The sequence below is a fragment of the Vibrio sp. D3 genome (assembly GCF_043995865.1).
Lineage (GTDB): Bacteria > Pseudomonadota > Gammaproteobacteria > Enterobacterales > Vibrionaceae > Vibrio > Vibrio diabolicus.
The window spans coordinates 2,694,405-2,720,134 of sequence record NZ_CP171887.1; the positions used below are offsets into that span (position 1 = coordinate 2,694,405).

At 45.4% G+C, this 25,730-nt stretch carries 26 protein-coding genes; 18 read left to right on the top strand and 8 right to left on the bottom strand.

All coding sequences use genetic code 11. The features are described from left to right. Positions 1-66: 66 nt before the first annotated feature. Together ACHFJ9_RS20410 and ACHFJ9_RS20415 are read left to right on the top strand one after the other, a co-directional pair. Positions 67-696 (top strand): LysE/ArgO family amino acid transporter, encoded by a 630-nt coding sequence (locus tag ACHFJ9_RS20410; RefSeq protein ID WP_012841398.1) that lies wholly within the window; start codon positions 67-69, stop codon positions 694-696. A 19-nt stretch (positions 697-715) separates the two neighbouring features. After that, positions 716-1,198 carry a YbaK/EbsC family protein gene (locus ACHFJ9_RS20415; protein ID WP_046875105.1) on the top strand — a complete coding sequence of 161 codons (483 nt, stop codon included), beginning with the start codon at positions 716-718 and terminating at the stop codon, positions 1,196-1,198. A 46-nt stretch (positions 1,199-1,244) separates the two neighbouring features. Here ACHFJ9_RS20415 and mscS read toward each other — a convergent pair whose 3' ends face one another. The 5 genes from mscS to ACHFJ9_RS20440 all read right to left on the bottom strand — a co-directional run bounded on the left by mscS (position 1,245) and on the right by ACHFJ9_RS20440 (position 8,218). Continuing rightward, entirely contained in the window at positions 1,245-2,111 is an 867-nt protein-coding gene (mscS, locus tag ACHFJ9_RS20420; RefSeq protein ID WP_005393946.1) for a small-conductance mechanosensitive channel MscS, read from the bottom strand. A 434-nt stretch (positions 2,112-2,545) separates the two neighbouring features. Continuing rightward, positions 2,546-3,622: a class II fructose-bisphosphate aldolase gene (gene fbaA / locus ACHFJ9_RS20425; RefSeq protein WP_005393947.1), complete on the bottom strand. Its 1,077-nt coding sequence runs from the start codon at positions 3,620-3,622 to the stop codon at positions 2,546-2,548. Positions 3,623-3,776: 154 nt separating this feature from the next. Next, complete coding sequence (locus ACHFJ9_RS20430) at positions 3,777-4,937, bottom strand: phosphoglycerate kinase (protein ID WP_005393948.1); 1,161 nt, start codon at positions 4,935-4,937, stop codon at positions 3,777-3,779. A gap of 153 nt (positions 4,938-5,090) precedes the next feature. Then, the gene (gene epd, locus ACHFJ9_RS20435; RefSeq protein WP_046875106.1) at positions 5,091-6,128 is read right to left on the bottom strand and encodes an erythrose-4-phosphate dehydrogenase; all 1,038 of its coding nucleotides are present in this window, start codon (positions 6,126-6,128) and stop codon (positions 5,091-5,093) included. A 131-nt stretch (positions 6,129-6,259) separates the two neighbouring features. Further along, a complete protein-coding gene (locus ACHFJ9_RS20440) occupies positions 6,260-8,218 on the bottom strand; it encodes a ligand-gated channel protein (protein WP_005393952.1) in 1,959 nt (652 codons plus the stop codon). Positions 8,219-8,358: 140 nt separating this feature from the next. Between ACHFJ9_RS20440 and ACHFJ9_RS20445 the strand changes: the two genes are divergently transcribed. Beyond that, complete coding sequence (locus ACHFJ9_RS20445) at positions 8,359-9,252, top strand: LysR family transcriptional regulator (RefSeq protein ID WP_395356135.1); 894 nt, start codon at positions 8,359-8,361, stop codon at positions 9,250-9,252. A gap of 94 nt (positions 9,253-9,346) precedes the next feature. On the opposite strand, the gene tkt is transcribed toward ACHFJ9_RS20445, so the two are convergent. Continuing rightward, positions 9,347-11,341, bottom strand: coding sequence for a transketolase (gene tkt / locus ACHFJ9_RS20450; protein WP_395356137.1), 1,995 nt, complete (start codon positions 11,339-11,341; stop codon positions 9,347-9,349). Between the two features lie 315 nt (positions 11,342-11,656). Here tkt and metK point away from each other — a divergent pair, with 315 nt between their 5' ends. From metK to ruvX, 8 genes are all read left to right on the top strand, one after another. Continuing rightward, positions 11,657-12,811 (top strand): methionine adenosyltransferase, encoded by a 1,155-nt coding sequence (gene metK, locus ACHFJ9_RS20455; RefSeq protein ID WP_005381027.1) that lies wholly within the window; start codon positions 11,657-11,659, stop codon positions 12,809-12,811. Positions 12,812-13,211: 400 nt separating this feature from the next. After that, positions 13,212-14,009 (top strand): DUF2189 domain-containing protein, encoded by a 798-nt coding sequence (locus tag ACHFJ9_RS20460; protein WP_005393959.1) that lies wholly within the window; start codon positions 13,212-13,214, stop codon positions 14,007-14,009. A gap of 68 nt (positions 14,010-14,077) precedes the next feature. After that, positions 14,078-14,575, top strand: a complete 498-nt coding sequence (locus ACHFJ9_RS20465; protein ID WP_012841396.1) for a SprT family zinc-dependent metalloprotease — start codon at positions 14,078-14,080, stop codon at positions 14,573-14,575. A gap of 150 nt (positions 14,576-14,725) precedes the next feature. Then, a complete protein-coding gene (endA, locus tag ACHFJ9_RS20470; RefSeq protein WP_005393967.1) occupies positions 14,726-15,421 on the top strand; it encodes a deoxyribonuclease I in 696 nt (231 codons plus the stop codon). Positions 15,422-15,537: 116 nt separating this feature from the next. Next, on the top strand, positions 15,538-16,269 hold the full coding sequence (gene rsmE / locus ACHFJ9_RS20475) for a 16S rRNA (uracil(1498)-N(3))-methyltransferase (RefSeq protein WP_005393970.1): 732 nt from the start codon (positions 15,538-15,540) through the stop codon (positions 16,267-16,269). Between the two features lie 13 nt (positions 16,270-16,282). Further along, entirely contained in the window at positions 16,283-17,233 is a 951-nt protein-coding gene (gshB, locus tag ACHFJ9_RS20480) for a glutathione synthase (RefSeq protein ID WP_395356141.1), read from the top strand. A gap of 128 nt (positions 17,234-17,361) precedes the next feature. Beyond that, positions 17,362-17,925 (top strand): YqgE/AlgH family protein, encoded by a 564-nt coding sequence (locus ACHFJ9_RS20485; RefSeq protein ID WP_005393973.1) that lies wholly within the window; start codon positions 17,362-17,364, stop codon positions 17,923-17,925. Positions 17,926-17,959: 34 nt separating this feature from the next. Beyond that, on the top strand, positions 17,960-18,385 hold the full coding sequence (gene ruvX / locus ACHFJ9_RS20490) for a Holliday junction resolvase RuvX (protein ID WP_005381017.1): 426 nt from the start codon (positions 17,960-17,962) through the stop codon (positions 18,383-18,385). 61 nt (positions 18,386-18,446) lie between these two features. Here the strand turns inward: ruvX and ACHFJ9_RS20495 are convergent, their stop codons facing one another. Then, positions 18,447-19,553, bottom strand: coding sequence for a PilT/PilU family type 4a pilus ATPase (locus tag ACHFJ9_RS20495; RefSeq protein ID WP_395356144.1), 1,107 nt, complete (start codon positions 19,551-19,553; stop codon positions 18,447-18,449). A gap of 20 nt (positions 19,554-19,573) precedes the next feature. After that, positions 19,574-20,614, bottom strand: coding sequence for a type IV pilus twitching motility protein PilT (locus tag ACHFJ9_RS20500; RefSeq protein ID WP_005381015.1), 1,041 nt, complete (start codon positions 20,612-20,614; stop codon positions 19,574-19,576). A gap of 28 nt (positions 20,615-20,642) precedes the next feature. Between ACHFJ9_RS20500 and ACHFJ9_RS20505 the strand changes: the two genes are divergently transcribed. The 7 genes from ACHFJ9_RS20505 (at position 20,643) to hemW (ending at position 25,697) form a co-directional block, all read left to right on the top strand. Then, positions 20,643-21,344 (top strand): YggS family pyridoxal phosphate-dependent enzyme, encoded by a 702-nt coding sequence (locus ACHFJ9_RS20505; protein ID WP_258661906.1) that lies wholly within the window; start codon positions 20,643-20,645, stop codon positions 21,342-21,344. 157 nt (positions 21,345-21,501) lie between these two features. Beyond that, entirely contained in the window at positions 21,502-22,320 is an 819-nt protein-coding gene (gene proC, locus ACHFJ9_RS20510) for a pyrroline-5-carboxylate reductase (RefSeq protein ID WP_047008834.1), read from the top strand. 52 nt (positions 22,321-22,372) lie between these two features. Then, positions 22,373-22,930, top strand: a complete 558-nt coding sequence (locus ACHFJ9_RS20515) for a YggT family protein (protein WP_012841393.1) — start codon at positions 22,373-22,375, stop codon at positions 22,928-22,930. Continuing rightward, a complete protein-coding gene (gene yggU, locus ACHFJ9_RS20520; RefSeq protein WP_005393980.1) occupies positions 22,930-23,220 on the top strand; it encodes a DUF167 family protein YggU in 291 nt (96 codons plus the stop codon). Before ACHFJ9_RS20515 ends, yggU begins: the two co-directional genes overlap by 1 nt. A gap of 127 nt (positions 23,221-23,347) precedes the next feature. Further along, positions 23,348-23,779, top strand: a complete 432-nt coding sequence (locus ACHFJ9_RS20525; RefSeq protein ID WP_005393982.1) for a DUF4426 domain-containing protein — start codon at positions 23,348-23,350, stop codon at positions 23,777-23,779. 118 nt (positions 23,780-23,897) lie between these two features. Then, positions 23,898-24,500, top strand: coding sequence for an XTP/dITP diphosphatase (locus ACHFJ9_RS20530; RefSeq protein WP_046875112.1), 603 nt, complete (start codon positions 23,898-23,900; stop codon positions 24,498-24,500). A gap of 18 nt (positions 24,501-24,518) precedes the next feature. Further along, complete coding sequence (hemW, locus tag ACHFJ9_RS20535) at positions 24,519-25,697, top strand: radical SAM family heme chaperone HemW (protein ID WP_395356148.1); 1,179 nt, start codon at positions 24,519-24,521, stop codon at positions 25,695-25,697. Positions 25,698-25,730 lie beyond the last annotated feature (33 nt).

Sequence of the window (25,730 nt, forward strand, 5' to 3'; positions counted from 1 at the left end):
TTTAGATAAACTCTTTATCTTTCACTCTTCTGAGAATTTATTGGTTATTTTGAAGTGAGGTGAAGTGTGAGCTTGTGGGTTCTATTGCAAGGGTTTGGTTTAGGGGCATCAATGATCATTCCGATCGGCGCACAAAATGCGTATGTCTTAAATCAAGGCATAAAGCGCAATCATCACCTGACGACTGCCACTATTTGTAGCATCCTAGATATGATCTTCATTTCTCTAGGTATCTTTGGTGGTGGTGCGATTCTGTCTCAAAACGAAATCTTACTAACATCGGTGACGCTTGGTGGTATTGCCTTCCTGAGCTTTTATGGATTACTGTCACTTAAGAGCGCGTTTAAGTCAGACAGTGAGTCAGAATCAAAAGGTGAAGTCGTCGCTCGTGGTCGTCGAACGGTCATATTAGGCGCGTTAGCCGTCACTGTACTTAACCCACATTTGTACTTAGATACAGTCGTTATTCTGGGCTCTATTGGTGGGCAGTTTGAAGGCCATGACCGAATTGCTTTTGCACTAGGTACGATGATGGCTTCCTTTGTTTGGTTCTATACCTTGTCGATAGGAGCCGCAAAACTAGGCCCTACCCTATCAAAGCCAAGAGTGAAAAAAGGCATCGACATCGCGGTCGCAGTAATGATGTTCACGATAGCGTATATTTTAGCTAGCGAACTTATTGAAAAGTACTGGTAATCAACAGGACAACATAGACATGGAGTCACTAAAGCGTATCTATGATATCAATAGAGAGCGACTCAACGCGCTCTCTATTCCTTTTAGGGAATGGCAGCATGAAGCCATCTTAGACTTTGACACGGATATAAGAGTTGCGTCCGAGCTTGGATGGACAGGCACGCACACCAAAAGCCTCTTCTTAAAACTTAAAGGACAAGGCTACGCAATTTATCTAACAGAAAAAGACTCTCGCCTCGATGCCAAACAAATAAAAGCCGTCACAGGTAAACGCCCCTCAATTTGTGACGACGATGAAATGGTCGAAGTGTTAGGTTGTTTGCCTGGAGCGGTATGTCCGATTGGCTTACCTGAATATGTCACGCTCATTGTTGATACAACCCTGTATCAACACGAAGAGTTGCTCTACACGCCAGGATTGCCTGAATTCACCTTTGGCTTTGCAGGTAAACATCTAAAACGTCTATTGCTTGCCGGTAATCACATCCTTTATGAGATATAAAAAAGCGAGGCCAATTGGCCTCGCTTTCGAATATCTGCCGCTTGTATTAAGCGTCGATTTTGTTCAGATGAACATCCATTTGTGGGAATGGAATCTCGATACCATTTTCATCCAATGCTTCTTTAATACCTTGCATTGCATCAAAGTATACGCCCCAGTAATCTGCAGTTTTCACCCATGGGCGAACCACAAAGTTTACTGAAGAGTCTGCCAACGTAAGTACGCCTATTGTGATATCAGGATCTTTCAAGATACGCGGATCTTTTTCTAGCGTCTCGCGAATTACTTTCTTCGTTAGTTTAAGATCCGCTTTGTATGACACACCAATCACTAAGTCGACACGTCGCGTTGCATGACGAGAGTAGTTAGTAATTGCACCACCGATTACTGACGAGTTAGGCACAACAACCATCTTGTTGTCTGGTGTTTTTAGAACAGTTTGGAAGATTTGAATTGCTTCAACACTACCCGCTACACCGCCAATTTCTACGTAGTCGCCAGATTTGAATGGACGGAACGCAACAATGAGTACACCAGCTGCAAAGTTTGATAGTGAACCTTGTAGCGCAAGACCAACAGCAAGACCTGCCGCACCGATTACAGCCACGACTGAAGCGGTTTGAACGCCTAATCGACCAAGAGCGGCGATAAGTACGATTACAAATAGCAAGTAACGAACAAGACCGTGAATAAATTCAACGACAGCCTTATCCATGTTTTTCTTTTCTAGTACTTTAGAAACACTACCAGCGACTGCTTTAACGATAATATTACCGATAAACAGAATAAGCAGCGCAGAGATAATGTTCACACCGTACTGAACCAGTAGATCTGAGTTGTTTGTCAGCCAAGTTTCAGCCTGAGTTAGACCATCCGTTAAAGTGGTATCGATACCCACCGATTCACCTGCCATAATTCTTATCCTCAAAAATAAAGATATATAAATCCAATTGCCGTTAATTTATGAACCTTGTTTTTTAAAGGCTCTTTTCTAAAACAACATCCCTATTGCCCCACTGAGCAGTGTCAGATTTTTGGCACAATATCCCAACTTTGACTTTTTTCAAAGTCAGAGTTTCGCAAAGATATGCAAAACAAGACTTTATCAGAGTTTTCTGATATTGGCTTGTTACAGGTTACGCAATGCACTCTTATTTCGCCACTCCTATGACTGATATTCCTATGTTTTTATTTAAAAACGTTAAAGGGGGAACATCCCACCAGAAAATACAACCTGACGCATAAAGATATCAATAGGAAAACAGGGAAAGAAACATAGGGGCAAAATGATAGACATAAAAAAACCCGCTCAAAAAGCGGGTTTTTAAGTAACTTAATCAGTAACGATTATAGTACGTCAACTGCGTTTAGGTCAGCAAATGCTTGCTCTAGACGAGCTACCATTGAAGCTTGACCAGCACGTAGCCATACGCGTGGATCGTAGTACTTCTTGTTTGGTGCATCTTCACCAGTTGGGTTACCGATTTGACCTTGTAGGTAATCGTGGTTTTCAGCTTCGAACTTACGGATACCATCCCAAGTTGCCCACTGTGTATCAGTATCGATGTTCATTTTGATAACACCGTAACCGATAGACTCACGGATTTCTTCTAGAGAAGAACCTGAACCACCGTGGAATACGAAGTTTAGAGAGTTCGCTGGAAGACCGAATTTCTCAGAAACGTGCGCTTGAGAATCACGTAGGATAGTTGGAGTTAGAACAACGTTACCTGGCTTGTACACGCCGTGTACGTTACCGAAAGATGCTGCGATAGTGAAACGGTGGCTGATTGCGCTTAGTTTCTCGTATGCGTATGCAACGTCTTCTGGAGAAGTGTATAGCTCAGACGCATCCATATCAGAGTTGTCAACGCCGTCTTCTTCACCACCAGTACAACCTAGTTCGATTTCTAGAGTCATGTTCATTTTAGCCATGCGCTCTAGGTACTTAGCAGAAATCTCGATGTTCTCTTCTAGAGACTCTTCAGAAAGGTCGATCATGTGAGAAGAGAACAGAGGCTTACCAGTTTGAGCGAAGTACTCTTCACCAGCGTCTAGTAGACCGTCAATCCAAGGAAGTAGTTTCTTAGCAGCGTGGTCAGTGTGTAGGATGACTGGAACACCGTAAGCTTCAGCTACAGCGTGAACGTATTTCGCACCAGCAACAGCACCTAGGATTTGAGCTTCTTGACCTTCAAGTTTTAGACCTTTACCAGCAAAGAAAGCAGCGCCACCGTTAGAGAATTGAACGATAACTGGAGCTTTAACTTTTGCAGCTGCTTCAAGTACTGCGTTTACAGAGTCAGTACCCACACAGTTTACTGCTGGAAGTGCAAAGCTGTTTTCTTTTGCAACTTCAAATACTTTCTGAACGTCATCGCCAGAGATAACACCTGGTTTTACGAAGTCGAAGATCTTAGACATGGATGTAATCCTATTTATCTGTCGTTTTTAAACAAAACTTGTTAAGTTGAAAATCTTGCAAACGTTTGCTCACAACTGAGGCTATTCTAGCAGAGTTCCTCACACGTTGCAGCAAACAAGAAAGCGGGAGAATCACTCCCCCGCTTTGCTTTAATTACTTAGCGCGTGCTTCTAGCATTTCTACTGCTGGAAGAACTTTACCTTCTACGAACTCAAGGAAAGCGCCACCACCTGTAGAGATGTAAGAAACGTCAGCTTTGATACCGAACTTGTCGATAGCTGCTAGCGTGTCACCACCACCTGCAACAGAGAAGCCTTCAGATGCTGCGATAGCTTCTGAGATACCTTTAGTACCTGCTTCGAAGTTCTTGAATTCGAATACGCCTACTGGACCGTTCCATAGGATAGTCTTCGCGTTCTTAAGGATTTCTGCTAGTTCAGCTGTTGAATCTGGGCCAAGGTCGAAGATCATGTCGTCGTCTTGTACTTCAGAAACGTGTTTAATTTCTGCTTCTGCGTTTTCGTCGAATGCTTTCGCACATGCAACGTCAGTTGCTACTGGAATTGCACACTCATCCATTAGCTTCTTAGCAGTGTCTACTAGATCCGCTTCGTATAGAGACTTACCAACGTTGTGGCCAGCAGCTGCGATAAATGTGTTAGCAATACCACCACCAACAACTAGTTGGTCAGCGATTTTAGATAGAGACTCAAGTACAGTTAGCTTAGTAGAAACTTTTGAACCACCTACGATAGCAACCATTGGACGAGCTGGGTTGTCCATTGCTTTACCTAGCGCTTCAAGCTCGTTTGCTAGAAGAGGGCCAGCACAAGCGATAGGTGCGTGCATACCAACACCATGAGTTGACGCTTGAGCGCGGTGAGCCGTACCGAATGCATCCATTACGAATACGTCACATAGTGCTGCGTATTTCTTAGATAGCTCTTCGTCGTTTTTCTTTTCGCCTTTGTTAAAGCGAACGTTTTCTAGAACAACAAGTTCACCAGCGTTTAGCTCTAGGCCATCTAGGTAGTCTTTTGCTAGCTTAACTTCACAATCTAGTGCGTCGTTTAGGTAGTTAACAACTGGTTGTAGAGAGAACTCTTCAGCGTATTCACCTTCAGTTGGGCGACCTAGGTGAGACGTAACCATTACTTTAGCGCCTGCTTCTAGGCAGTGCTTAATAGTTGGAAGAGATGCGATGATACGTGCATCTGAAGTTACTTTACCGTCTTTTACTGGCACGTTTAGGTCAGCACGGATAAATACACGTTTACCTGCAAGATCCAGGTCAGTCATCTTGATTACAGACATGATGTGTCCTCTCAAATATTGATAATTAAAGTTTTTGAAAACTCGGCAACCCTGCCAAGCCTGTTAATTCTTCAAACTGGTTATAGATGATATGGAGATATCATGGATTTATTTCAAGGCTTGAAATAAAAATTCTCCATCACTTCTTCGTCATTACTGCTCCACTTGAGAAGAAGCTTGCATTGCTAAGGCAGTATCCAGCATCCGGTTAGCAAAGCCCCATTCGTTGTCGCACCAAACGAGCATTTTTACGAGTTGCCCGTTACTCACTCTAGTCTGGCTTCCATCTACAATCGCACTATGGGGGTCGTGGTTAAAGTCGATGGAAACGAGTGGCGATTCAGTATAGTCAACAATGTTACGTAATGTACACTGAGATGCGTTAACAATGGTTTGATTTACGTCATTAACTTTCACATTTGTATTAATTGTGACACTTAAATCCATTGCGGTGACGTTAACGGTTGGGACACGAACAGAAATTGCTTCGAATTTGTTGGAAAATTTCGGGAAGATTCTTTCAATCCCCTTATGCAACTTGGTGTCAACCGGAATAATAGATTGGCTCGCTGCGCGGGTACGGCGTAGATCGTTATGGTACGCATCGATTACTTGCTGATCGTTCATGGAAGAGTGAATCGTGGTTATGGTACCGGACTCAATACCGAAGGCTTCGTCTAACACTTTAATGATGGGAACGATACAGTTGGTAGTACAAGAGCCATTGGAGACAACACGGTGCTCGTCTTTCAGAGTTTCGTGGTTCACACCATAGATAATCGTATTATCTATGTCGCTTGCGCCCGGGTGTGAAAACAGCACTTTCTTCGCGCCAGCTTCTATATGCGCTTGCCCATCGGCTTGTGAACCAAACACGCCAGTGCAATCCAAAACAATATCGACTTCTAGATCGCGCCAAGGAAGTAATTCGAGTTCAGAGAGGTGAAGAATGCGAATAGAATCATATTCGCCGCTGTCATGATGAACATGCAAGTGTTCTTGGTCGTGGGAGATTTTTTTACCGAAGCGACCATGACTAGTGTCATATTGCAGTAGGTGCGCCATCGCTTCTGGCTGCGCTAATTCGTTAACCGCCACAACCTTGATCTGCTGATGTTTTCCGCTTTCATACACGGCTCGCAGAACATTACGACCTATACGTCCAAATCCATTGATCGCAACCTTTAGCATTTATCCTTCGCCCTACCAAAAATTTCGTGTCACAGATACTACCTGATCAGGCTGAAAAACGCACCTGTTGAATCATAGTAAAGCAGGATTAAAAAAGGCCGAGACAATGCTCGGCCTTATTACAACAATAATTAAAATGCGACGTCTAAACCTAACCAGTAGCGACGACCATCTTCGACATATCCGTATTCTTCGTAACTGATTTCCTCATCCAGCAAGTTATAGATCGCGCCTTTAATACGAGTATTATCGGTTAACTGGTATGTCACACCAGCGTCCACAAAGGTATAAGCAGGCTCTACAATACTGTTTCTTGATGGGCCAGTAACCGGATCCATTTCTTTACCTCGGTAAGTGACTTTAGCCCAGCTTTCTAGATCTGTTGTTGTTTGCCAAGTTACATCCACATTAAACAAATGCTTTGGTAACTGCTGCAGCGGCATGCCTTTGTATTCACCTGTTTTTTGCTCTGAGTCGGTAAATGTGTAGCTCGAGCTGAGGTAAATGGTTTCCGTTAATGGCGATGCTAAAGTCGCTTCAATACCTTGTGTGACCGCTTCGTCCACGTTAATGCGGTACGTTGGATCTGCACCCCATTGGTTTGGTCCATCTGTACAGATGGTATCTGGACAAACAACACGTGTGATCTTGTCTTTGAACTCATTATGGAACGCAGTCAAAGAGACATCTAAACCAGAGTCACCTTGATACAAGACACTGATTTCTTTGTTTAGCGACGTTTCAGGGTCAAGGTCTGGGTTACCGTAGATATTACCGCCGCCACTGACTTGCGCCCAACCAGGAGTAATTTCACGTAATTGCGGAGAACGGAAACCTGTTGCCACGCCACCTTTCACAGTCCAAGACGGGTCAACTCGCCATACACCATAGACACGCGGACTAAAGTGCGCGCCATAGTTTTCGTCATGATCTAGACGACCACCAAGCGTAACGCTAAACGGATCGGCGATTCTCCATTCATCTTCAATGAAAACAGCCCACTGCGTATTCGATGTTTCGGTCTTCGATGATGCTTTATTGGAAGTAAAATCTTCAAGCTCGGCATGAGTAGCATCCACACCGGTCGTCAGCGTATGGTTTCCAATTCCAGTCACTAAGCTCGACTTGAATGTAGTGTTGGTGATCGTCATCTCGCGAGATTTGTTTTCGCTCTCTTCACGTTGTAAGTAGGTATCTGAGATGCCAACCGAGTCCCAGTCGCCATTGTGACTTAGCGTTACATAATTACGACGATATTCGTTGAGTGAATCCTCACAACCTCTTCGGCAACCCGTCGTTGGTACGGAAAGGCCAACGTTACCGCGACGACTTTGTGCCGATGTGCCACCCTCTAGCTGCACAGAATGGCGGTCATTAATCTGGTAGGTCAGTTTTGAAGAGATACTTTGCATATCTTTATCTTCATAACCGTATTCAATATCGTCTTCTTCTCTTGCGGTATACTGACCGTATACTTGGAGAGATAGATTTTCGGCTAGCGGCCCATTGACGAAGAAATTCGCGCTCTGCTCTCCGCCCGAGCGACTGTTTTCTTGCAGAACCGTGCCTAGCTGAACATTACCTGTCCACTCCATCGCGTCTTTTCGCGTGATCACGTTAATTACACCACCAATCGCATCAGAGCCATAAAGCGTCGACATTGGACCACGGATAACTTCAATTCGCTCAATCGCTTGAAGAGGGGGTAACCAGCCTTGTTCGATACCAGGGCCGTCACTATTTGGGCGAGTTTCACGTGTGCTTTGACGTTTACCATCGACCAGTATCAAAGTGTATTTAGAACCCATACCACGGATACTGATATCGGTAGTGTCACCACCACCTGTTACGACGACACCAGGCACGCTTTTTAGTGCATCAGTCACATCGCGGTAATAACGAGAGTCCAACTCCTCACGCGAAATCACACTAATACTTGCAGGCGCGTCCGCTTGAGATTGCTCATAACTTGATGCAGTTACAACCACTGTTTCCATTTTAGAAACCGCATCATTGGCAAACACATGAGGGACACTGACGAAGGCTAAAATACCAGTTGCAGTAATAACTGGCAGTCTAAGAGTAGACATCTACATCTCCATAATTGATAATGATTATTATTTTCGAAAGTGAATTATTCACAAATAGAATGAGATGCATAGTAAGAGTTATGGAACGGTTCTTCCCATTTATGGAACCCGTGCATAACGCAGTAAGGAGTTAATGAAATATGCACGACTTAGCATCAATTCGAGCCTTTGATGCGCTCAATCAGCATAAGAGTTTGACCGCCGCTGCCAAGGCCCTCAACCAGCCTAAATCAACGCTGAGTCGTCGCTTAGCACAATTAGAAGAAGATTTCGGTCAGGCTCTAACCGCAAGACAAGGTAACCGATTAATTCTGACAAGAGCGGGAGAAATTTTTGCCCACTACAGTCGCCAGATTCTTGAGCTAAGTGAAGAGAGTTATGACGCGCTTCAAGGTTTAACAAACCAAGTTTCAGGGCCGCTACATATTGTTTGTCACACAGCATTAGTTAGAAGTTGGCTAGGTGGTGTGCTCAACGGTTTTCTTGCCGATAATCCTGACGTTAGGGTTCAACTTACCAGTGACTTTTCTGAAGCGCACCATGACCCAGATTTGTTCATCTGGCTCGGTGAGCGTAAAGATCTCGATTGGCGCAAAGAGGTATTAGGCTCATTTCGTTACACGCCCTTTGCCTCTCCAGCTTATCTTGAACAACACGGTTCGATCCTGCACCCCAAAGAGCTTGAAGCGCATCCGTGGATCGATTTTGGCTCGGTACAAGAAAATGGATTGATGCTCACACACCCTCAACACGGTGAGTTCTTTTTAGAGCCATTTGTGAGTCGCTTATACAGCGACAACATCGCAATGCAGATCGACAGCATCGCGAATGGTCATGGTATTGGACTGCTGCCAACTTGGACAGCAAGCGGCTACGAGAAACATCATCCGGGTCGAATCACACCTTGCTTAGAAGGTTGGCTTTCAGAGCCCATCTCCATTAACTGCTATACGCCTGCAGGAAGACCACCACTGCGCTTATCCGTACTTTTAGACTGTATTCACCAAAGCATTCCACAAGGTTGGAAAACCTGACAAAAAACAAAAAAGGCCATCGCAATGATGGCCTTTCCAACTTTAGTATCTAACAGTCGTCCTTTACGTTCGGACTATTGAGACAATCTAGCAGTTACGCTAGCAATTCTTTTGCTGTGTTCACTACGTTTTCAGTCGTGAAGCCAAACATCTCGAATAGCTGACCAGCAGGTGCAGATTCACCAAATGAAGTCATACCGATGATGCGACCGTCGAAACCAACGTACTTGTACCAGAAGTCTGCGATGCCCGCTTCGATAGCGATGCGTGCTGTTACGTCTGATGGCAATACTGCTTCACGGTAAGCAGCGTCTTGCTTGTCAAATGCATCCGTTGATGGCATTGAAACAACGCGTACTTTCTTACCTTCTGCCGTTAGTTGAGTCGCAGCTTCTACTGCTAGCTCAACTTCAGAGCCTGTTGCGATAAGGATAAGCTCTGGCTTGCCTTCGCAATCTTTCAGGATGTAAGCACCTTTCGCGATGTCCGCTACTTGCTCAGCTGTACGATCTTGTTGCGCTAAGTTTTGACGAGAGAAGATAAGTGCTGTTGGTGCATCTTTACGTTCAATCGCTAGTTTCCATGCTACGGCAGACTCAACCTGGTCACACGGACGCCATGTGCTCATGTTTGGCGTTACGCGTAGAGATGCCATTTGCTCAACAGGTTGGTGAGTTGGGCCATCTTCGCCAAGACCGATCGAATCGTGCGTGTACACTTGGATATTCTGAATTTTCATCAGCGCAGCCATACGCATTGCGTTACGAGCGTATTCCATGAACATTAGGAATGTCGCACCGTAAGGAACGAAACCACCGTGCAATGCGATACCGTTGATGATAGCGGTCATACCGAATTCACGTACACCGTAGTGGATGTAGTTGCCAGAGAAGTCATCCGTTTCTAGAGACTTAGAACCAGACCACATGGTCAGGTTAGAAGGCGCTAGGTCAGCAGAACCACCCATAAACTCAGGAAGCATTTGACCAAACGCTTCTAGTGCATTTTGCGATGCTTTACGTGATGCAATATTCGCTGGGTTTGCTTGAAGATCAGCAATGATTTGGTTCGCTTTTTCTTCCCATTCCGCTGGAAGTTCGCCGTTTAGACGACGTTTAAGCTCTGCTGCTTCTGCAGGGTAAGCTGCTGCGTATGCTTCGAACTTTTCATTCCAAGCCGCTTCTTTCGCTGCACCTGTTTCTTTTGCGTCCCACTCAGCGTAAACATCTGCAGGGATTTCAAATGGACCGTACTCCCAACCTAGGTATTCGCGAGCCGCTTGAATCTCATCGTGACCTAATGGCGCACCGTGACAGTCGTGCGAACCAGACTTGTTAGGAGAACCGAAACCGATAATTGTTTTAGTACAGATTAGAGTCGGGCGAGGATCCGCTTTAGCCGCTTCAATCGCTGCGTTGATTGCTTCAGGATCGTGACCGTCTACCGCTGGGATTACGTGCCAGCCGTAAGCTTCGAAACGCTTAGGTGTATCGTCAGAGAACCAACCTTCAACGTGACCGTCGATAGAAATGCCGTTGTCATCCCAAAACGCGATCAGTTTGCCTAGACCTAGCGTACCTGCTAGAGAGCATGCTTCGTGCGAGATGCCTTCCATCAGACAGCCGTCACCCATGAACACATACGTAAAGTGGTCAACGATGTCGTGACCTTCTTTGTTGAACTGTGCCGCTAGTGCTTTCTCTGCGATAGCCATACCAACAGCATTAGTGATGCCTTGGCCAAGAGGACCCGTTGTTGTCTCGATACCAGGCGCGTAGCCGTACTCTGGGTGACCTGGGGTTTTTGAGTGCAATTGACGGAAGTTTTTCAGATCATCAATAGATAGCTCATAACCGCTTAAGTGCAGTAGAGAGTAAATAAGCATTGAGCCGTGACCGTTTGATAGCACGAAGCGGTCGCGGTCGGCCCACTCTGGGTTTGATGGGTTGTGGTTTAGGTGAGAGCGCCAAAGAACTTCAGCGATATCAGCCATACCCATTGGTGCGCCTGGGTGGCCTGAGTTAGCTTGTTGAACACCATCCATGCTTAGAGCACGAATTGCATTGGCAAGATGTTTACGAGACGACATGTCTGCTCCTGAGTACATTAAGCGAAACGAAAAGTAGGTCATAATTCTCTCAAAGCCCTGTTGGGTGTGCAAACGTTTTCCAGTCCAAAACCTCACAAATATTGCACCTTTCGCGCCAAATCGTTCGAAGTTCTTAAAATTATCAATAAATCAGGCAAACGTTTGGTTATAACAAAAACCAAAAAAGAGCTTGTAATTCGAGCAATCAAATTTAGAATAGACGTCTAGATGTAGATACACCTACAAAAATTAGTATTAATTTGCGCTGGAGAGTTTATCATTCCCCAGTTTTAAACCAGATATAGTGGAGCTAACATGGCTAAGCACCTGTTTACTTCTGAGTCAGTATCAGAAGGTCATCCAGATAAAATTGCAGACCAGATTTCTGATGCGGTTCTTGACGCGATTCTAGAGCAAGATCCAAAGGCTCGTGTTGCATGTGAGACTTACGTTAAAACCGGTATGGTAATGGTGGGTGGTGAAATCACGACTTCAGCATGGGTAGACATCGAAGAGTTAACTCGTGAAACCGTTCGTGAAATCGGCTACGTACATTCAGATATGGGCTTTGACGCAGATTCTTGTGCGGTACTAAACACAATCGGTAAACAGTCGCCAGATATCAACCAAGGTGTTGATAAAGCTGACCCTAAAGAACAAGGTGCAGGCGACCAAGGCATTATGTTTGGTTACGCTTGTAACGAAACTGAAGTACTAATGCCAGCGCCAATTACTTACTCTCACCGTCTTGTTCAAAAGCAAGCAGAAGTTCGTAAAAACGGCACACTACCTTGGTTGCGTCCTGATGCAAAATCTCAGGTAACGTTCCAATACGATCAAGGTAACATCGTTGGTATCGACGCGGTTGTTCTTTCAACTCAACACTGTGATTCAATCTCAACTTCAGACCTGCGTGAAGCGGTAATGGAAGAGATCATTAAGCCAGTGCTACCTTCTGAGTGGATCAACAAAGAAACAAACTTCTTCATCAACCCAACTGGTCGCTTCGTAATCGGTGGTCCTATGGGTGACTGTGGTCTAACAGGTCGTAAGATCATCGTAGATACTTACGGCGGCGCAGCTCGTCACGGTGGCGGTGCGTTCTCTGGTAAAGATCCATCAAAAGTTGACCGTAGTGCAGCATACGCAGCACGTTACGTAGCGAAAAACATCGTAGCGGCTGGCATGGCTGACCGTTGTGAGATCCAACTTTCTTACGCAATCGGTGTTGCTGATCCAACGTCTATCATGGTGGAAACGTTCGGTACTGAGAAAGTATCTCACGACATCATCATTGAAGCGGTTCGTCAATTCTTCGACCTACGTCCATACGGTCTACAAGAAATGCTTAACCTTCTTCAACCTATCTACAAGAAGACAGCGGCTTACGGTCACTTCGGTCGTGAAGAATTCCCGTGGGAAGCGACAGACAAAGCTGCACTTCTACGTGATTTCGCTGGCATCAAATAATCAAGCCAAGCAAGAATTAATCAAGCCCTCGCCTCTTGCGGGGGCTTTTTATTTTCAGCAACTTTTATCCAGCCATTTCGACTAATACCGCCCCGCCTCACGAAGTAGTCGTGTTTTTCCCTCACTTTTATACCGAATAAATTTTCAGCAATTATTTGTAAATTATCCCATCTCCGCCAATAGTTAAAATATTGTTAATTCCAATTTAAATAGAGACGTCGGATGCTGACGATGTGGCAGCAACACTTAATAAAGACACGAGTCAGGCATCTTTATGGCCGATACCAAACTAAGCCAATGCTCAGATGTAAACTTGAAAAAGTCGCTTCAAGTTTGACTGAACAAAAACCGCTGTCAGTTGGTATAAGCGGATAATGTGGGAATAAATCAAGGAGGAGTTATGCCTCGAACTGTTAATCCATCGGACTTCCACAACAAGCGAAAGGAAGTGCCAGATAACGAATACGCCAGAACCATACCGTGTAATACGGTCAATCTTTCTGCACCTTTTCATTGGCTCGCATTAGGTCTGCATGATTTCGTGCGAATGCCCCTCATCAGTGCTTTCTATGGCATCTGTTTTATGGCGGCTGCGATAGGTATTGTTTTGCTCGTACAATGGCAAGGCACACACTTGGTCGTCATGCCCAGTTTGATTGTTTACATGTTAATCGGTCCATTTCTCGCGCTCGGCTTGTATGATGCCAGTTGGGAGAGAGAGCGCGGACACAAAGCTAGCTTGTTCCATTCCATGAAAGCGATCGGTCGTAACTCAACATCTCAATGGGCATTCGCCGTGTTACTCGCAGTGTGTATGATATTTTGGATGCGCATTGCCGCTCTACTTCATGCGCTTTACCCTTCTGTTCAAGGGGCATCTTTAAGTGAGTTCCTACCCTTCCTTGTGATAGGATCTTTAGTTGGATTTGTTTTGGCTTGTGTGGTGTTTAGCATTTCAGCCTTTTCTATTCCGCTTATGATGGAGCGTCGCGTAGACATGATGACCGCTGTATTTACCAGCTTTAATGCGGTGAAATCCAACATTCCAGCGATGATTGTTTGGGCAGCGATCATCTGCGGCGGTATTCTTATCGGCTTTGCAACGTACGGGATCGGAATGTTGTTTACCATGCCAATTCTAGGCTACGGTACATGGCACGCTTACCATGCCACCATCAAGAAAAAACACACTCCGTAATTAACTGATGCTATGATCTGGCCCTCGCGAATGCGGGGGCTTTTTTATTTGATTTATCGAGGTGAGTTGTGGATATAGAACTAAGCTATAAAGCCAAGCAAGTGATGGCGGATTGCATCGCGATGGCAGAGCAAGCTTTCAAACGTTCTTTCCCTATTCCAACGGTCACCTTCAACGTCCGCGGGAAAGCGGCAGGAAAAGCCTACCTTCAATTAAATCAAGTTCGCCTAAATCCCGTTTTATTTCGCGAAAACACCCAAGCATTCTTAGATGAAGTCATTCCTCATGAGGTAGCACACCTAATTACCTATCAGGTTTACGGACGAGTTAGACCTCACGGCAAAGAATGGCAAGGTGTCATGGAAGCCGTATTTAAAGTGCCAGCCAAAACCACTCACAGCTTTGAAGTAAAATCCGTTCAAGGTAAAACCTTTGAGTATCGTTGTGGTTGTATGACCTACCCTCTATCGATTCGCCGTCATAATAAAGTGCTGCGCAAAGAGGCGACGTACTCTTGTCAAAAATGCCGCCAACCACTTAACTTCACGGGCGTTCAATTATCGTAATCTATATCTCATAGTGTTACTTGCGTTCCCAAAATAAAGATCGAGTTTATCAAAACCTTCCCTTCGCCATTTATTGTTAACTTACTCATCACTAAAGCTATTTTATGCGTGTTACTATGAATAAAGTCATACTTTATAAAGACTTTAATCATGAAATACCTATTCTCTTTGTTACTTATCGCGCTTTCTAGCACTGCGGTTGCCGCGCCACCAAGCTCATTCTCTGCCGCCAAACGTGAGGCGGTAAAAATTTATCAAGACCATCCAACGAGCTTTTACTGTGGCTGCAACATTCAATGGCAAGGCAAAAAAGGCTCCCCAGATTTAGCCTCTTGCGGTTACCAAGTCCGTAAACAGGAAAAGCGGGCCGCACGAATCGAATGGGAGCATGTGGTACCTGCGTGGCAATTTGGCCACCAGCGTCAATGCTGGCAAGATGGCGGACGTAAAAACTGCAAGAAAAAAGACAAAACCTTTCGCTTGATGGAAGCAGACCTGCACAACCTAACCCCTGCTATTGGTGAAGTAAACGGTGACCGTTCGAACTACAACTTTAGCCAATGGAACGGCGTCGATGGCGTGAGTTATGGTCGCTGTGAGATGCAAGTGAACTTTAAGCAGCGTAAAGTCATGCCACCAGACCGTGCTCGAGGTTCGATTGCTCGTACCTACCTATACATGAGCAAAGAGTACGGCTTTAAATTATCAAAACAGCAAACGCAGTTGATGAGTGCTTGGAACAAAACCTACCCAGTCGATAAATGGGAATGTGAGCGTGACGAGCGCATTGCCAAAGTACAAGGCAATCATAACCCATTTGTTCAAAAAGCCTGTCGCGCACTCTAGTGCTCCTCTACCTTGAAGCGTTTCAATAACTGATATTGAAACGCTTCTTGCCCCTTGTTTTTTCGGTTTAAAGCATCCATGTTAGGGTTTAAGTTTATTCTCTTGCTGGAAATCTCATGCGTATCCCTCGAATTTATCATCCAGAAACCATTCATCAACTTGGCTCACTTGCTTTAAGTGACGACGCAGCAGGCCATATCGGCCGTGTTCTGCGCATGAAAGAAGGCCAAGACGTTCTCCTATTTGACGGCAGCGGCGCAGAATTCCCAGCGGTTATCAGTGAAGTCAGCAAAAAGACGGTTTTGGTTAACATTACCGAGCGTGTAGAAAACAGTATTGAATCCCCTTTAGACCTGCACCTTGGTCAAGTTATTTCACGTGGCGATAAGATGGAGTTCACTATCCAAAAGTCAGTGGAACTTGGCGTCAATACCATCACACCTCTGATTTCCGAACGTTGTGGCGTCAAGCTTGACCAAAAGCGCTTTGAGAAAAAACTCGCGCAATGGCAAAAAATCGCCATCAGTGCCTGTGAGCAGTGTGGACGCAATGTCGTTCCAGAAATTCGTCCAATTATGAGCTTGGAAGAGTGGTGTAAAGAAGAGTACGATGGCTTAAAGCTCAATCTTCATCCTCGTGCTAACTACTCAATCAACACACTGCCAACACCGGTTGAAAAAGTGCGCCTACTAATCGGCCCTGAAGGCGGTTTATCGTCTGAAGAGATCGAGATGACTCGAGAATATCAATTTGAAGAAACGCTACTCGGCCCTCGCGTTCTGCGCACCGAAACAGCGGCTCTGACAGCAATTACAGCCTTACAAGTTCGTTTCGGCGATCTTGGTTAAACGGAGAAAAATAATGATCAAACTCGGCATTGTGATGGACCCAATTTCGTCCATTAACATCAAAAAAGACTCTAGCTTTGCCATGATGCTTGAAGCGCAACGACGCGGCTATGAAATCCACTACATGGAAATGAATGATCTGCATCTCGATCAAGGCGTTGCCATTGCAGATACTAAAGTGGTGGAGCTAAAAGAAGATCCAAACGGTTGGTACGAGTTCAAATCAGAGCAAACGATCGAACTGTCTGAGCTAGACGCTGTACTAATGCGTAAAGATCCTCCGTTTGACACAGAATACATCTACGCGACTTACATCCTTGAGCGTGCAGAAGAACAAGGTGCACTGATCGTTAACAAACCTCAAAGTCTACGTGATTGTAATGAAAAACTGTTTACAGCGTGGTTCCCTGAGCTGACACCAACGACAATCGTGACGCGAAAAGCAGAGAAAATTAAAGAGTTTCGTGAAAAACATGGTGATGTCATCCTAAAACCGCTTGATGGTATGGGCGGCGCATCTATCTTCCGCGTAAAAGAAAACGACCCTAACGTCTCTGTAATCATCGAGACACTTACCAACCACGGTCAAAACTACGCAATGGCGCAAACCTTCGTGCCAGATATCAGCAACGGTGACAAACGTATCTTAGTCGTAGATGGTGAACCAATACCTTACTGTCTAGCTCGTATTCCTGCAAAAGGTGAAACGCGCGGTAACCTTGCAGCTGGTGGCACAGGTGAGGCTCGACCACTAAGCGAGACCGATATTAAGATTGCTCAAACTGTGGCTCCTACACTGAAAGAAAAAGGCCTTATCTTTGTTGGCCTTGACGTAATTGGCGATAAGCTAACGGAAATCAACGTCACCAGCCCAACCTGTATTCGCGAAATTGAAGCGGCTTTTGACATCTCAATCACTGGCAAACTGATGGATGCGATTGAACGTCGAGTAAAAGGCGAATAACTCAAACTGTATTACAGTTAATAGAGAGCGTAGTACATTAACTTAAGCAAACTCATGCACATACCTAGGTGGTAAACTGTATGATTTTTGCTTAAGGGCATTTACGAGAGTTAAGGGTCAATATGAGTATGAATCTCACAAATCACTTTTTAGTTGCCATGCCTGGGATGAAAGATCCGTACTTTCAAAACAGCGTGATCTACGTTTGTGAGCACAACGAAGACGGCGCTATGGGGTTGATGATCAATGCTCCTGTTGATATCACCGTCGGCAACATGCTCAAGCAGGTGGAAGTTCAGCCAGTACACCCGCGCCTATTTGAAGCCAGCCTAGATAGACCAGTCTACAATGGCGGCCCAATCTCGGAAGATCGTGGTTTTATTCTGCATAAACCTAAAGATTACTACGAGTCCAGCGTCCAAATGACCGATGACCTCGCGGTAACCACTTCACGTGATATTCTTTCGGTGTTAGGAACAGAAGCAGAACCAAGTGATTACTTAGTGGCACTTGGCTACTCAGGTTGGAGTGCAGGCCAATTAGAAAATGAGCTGGTCGAAAACTCTTGGCTCACCATTGAAGCGACGCCTGAAATTATCTTTAATACACCAATCAACGAGCGTTGGAAGAAAGCGGTCGAAAAGCTGGGCATCGACCCCAGTCATCTTTCAGCAGACTCTGGGCATGCTTAGTCCGAAATACAGTTACATTAGATAGAGACACCTTATGTCACGCACAATTATGGCTTTTGACTTTGGAACCAAAAGCATTGGTAGCGCTATTGGCCAAGAAATTACTGGTACGGCTTCCCCATTAAAAGCCTTTAAAGCCAATGACGGTATTCCAAATTGGGACGATATCGAAAAGCAAATCAAAGAGTGGCAACCAGATTTGCTAGTGGTCGGTTTACCAACTGATCTTCATGGCAAAGACCTTGAGACCATAACCCCTCGTGCACGAAAATTTGCTAAGCGTCTGCAAGGCCGATACGGCTTACCTGTTGAACTGCATGATGAGCGATTATCTACAGCAGAAGCTCGTGCGGAGTTGTTCAGCATGGGCGGCTACAAAGCCCTATCGAAAGGGAATGTGGACTGCCAGTCAGCGGTGGTGATTCTAGAAAGCTGGTTTGAAGCCCTCTGGGGTGAATAAAACACAATACTCAAAACAAGAAAAGGTTGGCAAGTGCCAACCTTTTTTCGTCTAAACACGCTTAATCCATATAGATCTTAACGTTAGCAAGACTGCCCGTAGAGAATGCTTCGCCACGCTGTGTTTTCAACATCAAGCGCAAATCATTCGCCGAATCGGCACTGTGCAGCGCGTCCTCTTCGCTGATCTTACCTTGCATCACCAACTTATAAAGAGATTGATCGAACGTCAGCATACCAAACTCATTTGAGCGAGCCATGGTTGACTTCAACTCATGCAAATCTCCGCGACGGATCAAATCCGACACACGTGGGCTATTTAGCAAGATCTCAAACACACCATGACGCCCCTGCCCATTTTTATCTCGGATCAGCTGCTGACCAACCACGCCTTTTAGGTTCATCGACAAGTCGAACAAGAATTGTTCTTTTTGATCTTTCGGTACCAAGTGAAGAATGCGCTCTAAAGCTTGGTTGGCATTGTTGGCGTGCAACGTTGCCATACACAAATGGCCCGTTTCGGCGAAAGTCATCGCGTATTCCATTGTTTCACGGCTACGGATCTCGCCAATCAAAATCATATCTGGCGCTTGACGCAGCGAGTTTTTAAGCGCAACTTCATAGCTTTCCGTATCTAACCCAACTTCGCGTTGAGTCACGATACAGCGCTTGTGCTCATGCACGAATTCGATCGGATCTTCGACCGTCAAAATGTGTCCCGTCTTGTTGCTGTTTCGATAGCCCGTCATTGCCGCCATTGTGGTAGATTTACCTGACCCAGTAGCACCAACCACCAGCACCAAACCACGCTTGGCTATCGCTAAATCTTGCAACACTAACGGTAACTTTAATTGCTCAAAGGTGGGAATATTGGTTTCAATACGACGAATCACCGCACCCGGTAATTCCCGTTGAAAAAAGGCACTAACACGGAAGCGGCCACAATCTCTCACAATGGCAAAATTCGACTCACGACTTTTACGAAATTCCTGACGCCGATCTGGCTCCATAGCACTGTCGAGTAATGCCGCTACATCACTCTCGGTGAGTTTTTCACCTTGAGGTCGTAATTCGCCATCCACGCGAAACAAAATTGGCGCACCAACCGTGATGTAAAGATCCGACGCTTTCAGCGCCAGCATACCTTCGAGAAATTTATTTAGATCCATCTTCCGTGTTCACCTACGTATTACGAGAATTGCTGCACTTCTAACCCGATCTTACTATCGACCTCTTCACGAGCGACCATACCTTGTGCCATTAACTGACGAGCATTTTGCTCCATGGTTTGCATGCCGTGAGCCGCACCAGTTTGAATGATCGAATACATCTGCGCGACTTTGTCTTCGCGGATCAAGTTACGAATCGCAGGCGTTGCCATCATGATTTCATGGCATGCAATACGGCCACCACCATTACGTTTCAATAACTTTTGCGCGATAACCGAACGAAGGGATTCAGAAAGCATCGAGCGCACCATGTCTTTATCACTGCCAGGGAACACATCGATAATACGGTCAATGGTTTTTGCCGCTGAGCTAGTGTGTAACGTGCCGAACACTAAGTGCCCCGTTTCCGCCGCCGTTAACGCAAGGCTGATGGTTTCTTTGTCACGCATCTCACCAACCAGAATGACATCCGGGTCTTCACGCAATGCGCTGCGCAGTGCGTTTTGGAAACTATGCGTATCACGGTGTACTTCACGCTGGTTGATCAAACATTTATTGTTGTTGTGAACAAATTCAATCGGATCTTCAATTGTGAGTACGTGCTTGTTGTGATTACGATTAATGTAGTCAACAATGGCTGCTAAGGTCGTCGATTTACCAGAACCTGTTGGGCCAGTAACCAGAACTAAGCCTTTTTCAGCGTTCGCAATTTTTTTGAAGATCTCGGGAGCTTCCAGCTCTTCCAAAGTTGGAATGCTACTTGGAATGGTACGGAATACTGCCGCACAGCCACGAGATTGGTTGAAAGCGTTGACACGGAAACGACCAACGTTATGCAACTCAAAAGAGAAGTCGACTTCGAGTTTTTCTTCGAACTCACTGCGTTGGGCATCGTTCATGATTTCGAAAACCAAACGATGCACTTCTTGGTGTGTAAACGCTGGAATGCCTAGTTTTCTCACATCCCCATCAATACGAACCATTGGTGGGACACCTGCAGAAAGATGTAGATCTGAGGCATTATGTTTTACACTAAAATCCAGTAACTCAGTGATATCCATTTAAAATCCTTAAGTCTAAAGTACAGCTATGAGTAGTATTCAACAAAATATTGAACATATCACCTCTCAAATTCGATATGACGAGCAAAAATGTGGTCGAACTCCAGAGTCAGTGCAACTTCTAGCGGTAAGCAAAACTAAACCTGTCGAGGCAATTCTCGAAGCCCACCAAGCGGGACAAACCGCCTTTGGTGAAAACTACGTCCAAGAGGGCGTCAGTAAAGTTCAGCACTTTGCCGAGCATTATCCAGATAATCGAATCGAATGGCACTTCATTGGCCCGATTCAGTCGAATAAATCGCGACTTGTTGCCGAACATTTCGATTGGGTTCACACCATAGATCGAGCCAAGATTGCTCAACGCCTGAATGATCAGCGTCCAAGTGAACTTAAACCGCTACAAGTTCTGATTCAGGTTAACACCAGTGGTGAAGCATCTAAGTCTGGTGTCACCGAAGCGGAAGTATTCGAGCTGGCAGAGTTGATTTCTCGCCTACCCAACCTCACTTTAAGAGGGTTGATGTCGATTCCTGCCAACGTGTCTGACTACGAATCACAACTTCATGAATTTCATAAGTTGGCCACATTGAAGCAAACACTCGAAGCACAGTTCCCAGAAATCGATACATTATCAATGGGAATGAGTGGTGATATGACCGCTGCAATCGAAGCTGGTAGTACAATGGTTCGTATTGGAACCGCTATTTTCGGCGCGCGAGACTACAGCTAAATCAACAAAACGCTCACTAGCGACATAAATTCGTCGTTAAATTAAAGAGTAAATCGCGCGATCATCTTACTCGCCAATAGGAGCAGTAAGTAACAGCGGCGCCATTATACACCTGAGCGCACAATAAACTCTAAATATCATGATGGAAATCAGACAAATGGAACATAAAAAAATCGCCTTCATTGGTGCTGGCAACATGGTGAGAGCCATTGTTTCTGGCTTGGTTGCTAACGGATACCCAGCGCAAAACATTACCGCGACAGCTCCTTCAGAGGCACGCCGTCTTCCGCTAGAACAAGATTTTGGCATCCGTACCACCAGCGATAACATCCAAGCTGCGACCGAGGCGGATGTGGTGGTATTGTCTGTGAAACCGCAAATGATGGCTGATGTTTGTAAACCACTGCAAGCGATCGATTTCACTAATAAACTGGTGATTTCTATTGCCGCTGGCATCAACTGTTCACGATTGGATGATATGCTAGCCACCAAATTGAACTTGGTTCGTGTTATGCCAAATACGCCATCACAACTTGGGTTGGGCATGAGTGGTTTATTCGCACCAGCCCATGTAACTGAGCAAGACAAAGCTTTTGCCGCAGAGTTAATGGAAGCGGTCGGTAAAGTATGTTGGGTTGAGCAAGAGTCTGGCATCAATAATGTGATTGCCGCAGCTGGCAGTGCTCCGGCATACTTCTTCCTGTTTATGGAGGCGATGCAAGCAGAAGCGATTGCTCAAGGCTTTGATAAAGACACCGCTCGACTATTGGTTCAGCAAGCTGCATTGGGCGCGGCCAGTATGGTGGTTAGCAACCCAGAAACTGAGCTATCGACCCTGCGTGAGAACGTAACATCGAAAGGTGGGACAACGGCAGAAGCACTGCGTACATTCAACGAACATCAACTTTCAGATATTGTTGCTAAAGCCATGCAAGCTGCTGTGGCTCGCGCGGAAGAAATGGAAAAACTGTTTTAATTATTTGGATGAACTCCGTTTAGTATCATCCATCACTTGTTAAGGGTACCTTATGAATTCAATGAGTTTTCTCATCTCAACCCTATTTGACCTGTACATCATGGTCGTAATTTTGCGAATTTGGTTGCAAGCTGCACGCGCAGACTTCTACAACCCATTCTCGCAATTCATAGTAAAAGCGACTCAGCCGGTCATTGGTCCACTACGCCGCATTATCCCATCCGTGGGGAATATTGACCTAGCAACCGTGTTGTTTGCCTACGTGCTGTGTGTGCTTAAATTTGTCGTTCTGATCCTGATAGCCTCTAACGGTTCCGTCTCTTTCAGCGCTGATTTCTTGTTCTTGGGCTTGTTATCATTAATCAAAGCCGCTGGAGGTTTGCTGTTCTGGGTACTATTGATCCGTGCAATTTTGAGCTGGGTAAGCCAAGGTCGCAGCCCTATCGAGTACGTATTCCATCAATTAACCGAGCCAATGTGCGCACCAATCCGTCGTATTATTCCGGCTATTGGTGGTCTTGATTTGAGCGTACTGGTGCTGTTTATCGGCTTGCAGTTCGCGAACTTCTTGATGGGTGATATCATTGGTCCAATTTGGTTCCAATTATAATGTCAGCCGCAGTTTGGCAAGATGGCGAGGACATCATCCTAAAGCTCTATATTCAACCTAAAGCAAGCCGCGATAAAATCGTAGGCTTGCATGGTGAAGAGCTCAAAATCGCCATTACTGCTCCACCTGTCGATGGCAAAGCTAATGCGCACCTAACTAAGTTCTTAGCCAAGCAGTTTAAAATCGCTAAGGGTTTGGTTCACATAGAAAAAGGTGAATTAGGACGGCACAAACAAATTCGGATAGAATCACCTACCCAGATACCGACAGAAATTAAAGCCATCTTATGATGGCTTTTTATTTACAATTTTGTACCACACTTACTAGTACCAATGACTGAGTTCGCATTTTTACCCCGTGACCAAGGTAAAATTGCGGCTATGGTTGTTTTATAACAAGTGCTTTGAGGAAGTAACAATGAGCAAATGGATTACCGCATTACTGATCAGCCTATTGTCGTTACCAAGCTTCGCCGATCAGTTTAAAAATATGAAAGATATCGAAGTACACTATGTCGCGTTTAACTCGACATTCTTAACACCGAAAGTCGCACGTAGCTACGATATCAAGCGTAATGGATACCTCGCTGTGGTTAATATTAGCGTGCTAGATAGAGCTTCATTGGGTAAACCTGCATTAGAAGCAAAAATTGCTGGACGCGCGAAAAACCTCATCGGCCAAACTCAGACCTTGTCCTTTCGTGAAGTCAAAGAAGGCAATGCGATATACTATTTAGCCGAACTGCCAATTACCCACGAAGAAACTTTTACTTTCGATATTGACGTAAAAGCTGGAAACAAAGGCTCTGGTAAGCTTAAATTCACCCAGAAGTTTTATGTTGAAGAGTAATTGGGTTGTGATGATCCAAAAGCTTTTGGATCTAAGCAGGCTAAAAACCACTTATTAGTTAAAGAATATCTAGAGGAGAACGATTTGTTCTCCTCTATCACTATTAAAAGAGATTCCCATGAAAAAAATTGTGCTAGCAACCGGTAACCAAGGCAAAGTTCGTGAAATGGCAGATTTATTGTCTGACTTCGGTTTTGAAGTATTAGCGCAAAGTGAATTCAATGTATCGGAAGTAGCAGAAACGGGTACAACGTTCATTGAAAACGCAATAATTAAAGCTCGCCATGCCGCACAAGAAACAGGGCTTCCTGCGATTGCAGACGACTCTGGCTTAGAAGTCGATTTCTTAAAAGGCGCTCCGGGCATTTACTCTGCACGTTACGCAGGCGAGAACGCATCTGATCAAGAGAATCTAGAAAAATTGCTATCGGCAATGGAAGGCGTACCAGAAGCAGAACGTACAGCACGTTTCCACTGCGTATTAGTCCTCATGCGCCACGAGAACGACCCAACGCCTATCGTCTGCCACGGAAAATGGGAAGGCCGCATTCTAACTGAAGCGCACGGTGAAAATGGCTTTGGCTACGACCCAATCTTCTTTGTTCCTGAAAACAACTGTGCGTCAGCCGAACTTGAACCTGCACGTAAAAAACAACTGTCTCACCGCGGTAAAGCGCTCAAGTCGTTGTTTGCTCAACTGTCTGAGCAAGTGTCTCAGTAATCACGAGCGAATTAGACCATGTTAACGCCCCCAGCACTCAGCTTGTATGTACACATCCCTTGGTGTGTACAAAAGTGCCCGTATTGCGACTTTAACTCTCACGCGCTCAAAACCGAGATTCCAGAAGAAGAGTACATCAGTGCTCTTCTAGAAGATTTAGATACTGACATTCAGAAATACCGCCTTAACGAAGTGCCACGTCCACTGCATTCAATCTTCATTGGTGGTGGTACGCCGAGTTTGATTTCGGCAGAAGGCATCGAGCGTCTACTTAAGGGCATTGAAGCGCGTATTCCGTTTAAGCCAGAAATTGAGATCACCATGGAAGCGAACCCAGGCACCATCGAAGCAGAGCGTTTTGTTGGCTACCGCAAAGCTGGTGTAACGCGTATCTCTATCGGCGTGCAAAGCTTTGAGCAACAGAAGCTTGAGCGTTTGGGGCGCATTCACGGCCAAGACGAAGCCGTCAATGCTGCTAAATTAGCGCACCAAATCGGTTTGAACAGCTTTAACCTCGATCTCATGCACGGCTTACCTGATCAAAACATCGAACAAGCCTTGGCAGATTTGGACAAAGCGATTGAGTTGGCACCGCCGCACCTGTCTTGGTATCAGCTGACCATCGAACCAAACACCATGTTCTACTACAAGCCACCAACGCTACCTGATGATGATGACTTGTGGGATATTTTCGAGCTCGGACACCAAAAACTTGCAGCCGCGGGTTATGTGCAATATGAAATCTCGGGTTACAGTAAGCCGGGCTATCAGTGTCAGCACAACCTCAACTACTGGCGCTTTGGCGATTACCTTGGTATCGGTTGTGGCTCTCATGGCAAACTCAGTTTTACCGACGGACGTATTATTCGAACGACGAAGGTAAAACACCCGCGAGGCTATTTAGCGGCGTATCAAAATATGGTCAAACCTTATCTGCATACAGAACATGTCGTCGCGGATGAAGACCGTCCATTCGAGTTCTTTATGAACCGATTCCGCTTAATGGAAGCATGCCCGAAGCAAGATTACGTGGACACCACAGGCTTGCCGCTCAGTACGATTCAAGAAACCATCGATTGGGCGTTAGAAATGGGCTACTTGAGTGAAACCGCCACTCATTGGCAAATAACTGAAAAAGGGAAGCTCTTCCTTAATGATTTGCTCGAAGCCTTTATGGCCGAAGAAAGCGAAGAGTAAAGCAGCCCAAAAACAAAAAAGCCTCTCAATTGA

Excerpts from the sequence above, each read along its gene's own strand:
- ACHFJ9_RS20415 (WP_046875105.1), top strand. The coding sequence starts at position 716 with ATGGAGTCACTAAAGCGTATCTATGATATCAATAGAGAGCGACTCAAC.
- mscS (WP_005393946.1), bottom strand. The coding sequence starts at position 2,111 with ATGGCAGGTGAATCGGTGGGTATCGATACCACTTTAACGGATGGTCTA.
- fbaA (WP_005393947.1), bottom strand. The coding sequence starts at position 3,622 with ATGTCTAAGATCTTCGACTTCGTAAAACCAGGTGTTATCTCTGGCGAT.
- ACHFJ9_RS20430 (WP_005393948.1), bottom strand. The coding sequence starts at position 4,937 with ATGTCTGTAATCAAGATGACTGACCTGGATCTTGCAGGTAAACGTGTA.
- epd (WP_046875106.1), bottom strand. The coding sequence starts at position 6,128 with ATGCTAAAGGTTGCGATCAATGGATTTGGACGTATAGGTCGTAATGTT.
- ACHFJ9_RS20440 (WP_005393952.1), bottom strand. The coding sequence starts at position 8,218 with ATGTCTACTCTTAGACTGCCAGTTATTACTGCAACTGGTATTTTAGCC.
- ACHFJ9_RS20445 (WP_395356135.1), top strand. The coding sequence starts at position 8,359 with ATGCACGACTTAGCATCAATTCGAGCCTTTGATGCGCTCAATCAGCAT.
- tkt (WP_395356137.1), bottom strand. The coding sequence starts at position 11,341 with ATGTCGTCTCGTAAACATCTTGCCAATGCAATTCGTGCTCTAAGCATG.
- metK (WP_005381027.1), top strand. The coding sequence starts at position 11,657 with ATGGCTAAGCACCTGTTTACTTCTGAGTCAGTATCAGAAGGTCATCCA.
- ACHFJ9_RS20460 (WP_005393959.1), top strand. The coding sequence starts at position 13,212 with ATGCCTCGAACTGTTAATCCATCGGACTTCCACAACAAGCGAAAGGAA.
- endA (WP_005393967.1), top strand. The coding sequence starts at position 14,726 with ATGAAATACCTATTCTCTTTGTTACTTATCGCGCTTTCTAGCACTGCG.
- rsmE (WP_005393970.1), top strand. The coding sequence starts at position 15,538 with ATGCGTATCCCTCGAATTTATCATCCAGAAACCATTCATCAACTTGGC.
- gshB (WP_395356141.1), top strand. The coding sequence starts at position 16,283 with ATGATCAAACTCGGCATTGTGATGGACCCAATTTCGTCCATTAACATC.
- ACHFJ9_RS20485 (WP_005393973.1), top strand. The coding sequence starts at position 17,362 with ATGAATCTCACAAATCACTTTTTAGTTGCCATGCCTGGGATGAAAGAT.
- ruvX (WP_005381017.1), top strand. The coding sequence starts at position 17,960 with ATGTCACGCACAATTATGGCTTTTGACTTTGGAACCAAAAGCATTGGT.
- ACHFJ9_RS20495 (WP_395356144.1), bottom strand. The coding sequence starts at position 19,553 with ATGGATCTAAATAAATTTCTCGAAGGTATGCTGGCGCTGAAAGCGTCG.
- ACHFJ9_RS20500 (WP_005381015.1), bottom strand. The coding sequence starts at position 20,614 with ATGGATATCACTGAGTTACTGGATTTTAGTGTAAAACATAATGCCTCA.
- ACHFJ9_RS20505 (WP_258661906.1), top strand. The coding sequence starts at position 20,643 with ATGAGTAGTATTCAACAAAATATTGAACATATCACCTCTCAAATTCGA.
- proC (WP_047008834.1), top strand. The coding sequence starts at position 21,502 with ATGGAACATAAAAAAATCGCCTTCATTGGTGCTGGCAACATGGTGAGA.
- ACHFJ9_RS20515 (WP_012841393.1), top strand. The coding sequence starts at position 22,373 with ATGAATTCAATGAGTTTTCTCATCTCAACCCTATTTGACCTGTACATC.
- yggU (WP_005393980.1), top strand. The coding sequence starts at position 22,930 with ATGTCAGCCGCAGTTTGGCAAGATGGCGAGGACATCATCCTAAAGCTC.
- ACHFJ9_RS20525 (WP_005393982.1), top strand. The coding sequence starts at position 23,348 with ATGAGCAAATGGATTACCGCATTACTGATCAGCCTATTGTCGTTACCA.
- ACHFJ9_RS20530 (WP_046875112.1), top strand. The coding sequence starts at position 23,898 with ATGAAAAAAATTGTGCTAGCAACCGGTAACCAAGGCAAAGTTCGTGAA.
- hemW (WP_395356148.1), top strand. The coding sequence starts at position 24,519 with ATGTTAACGCCCCCAGCACTCAGCTTGTATGTACACATCCCTTGGTGT.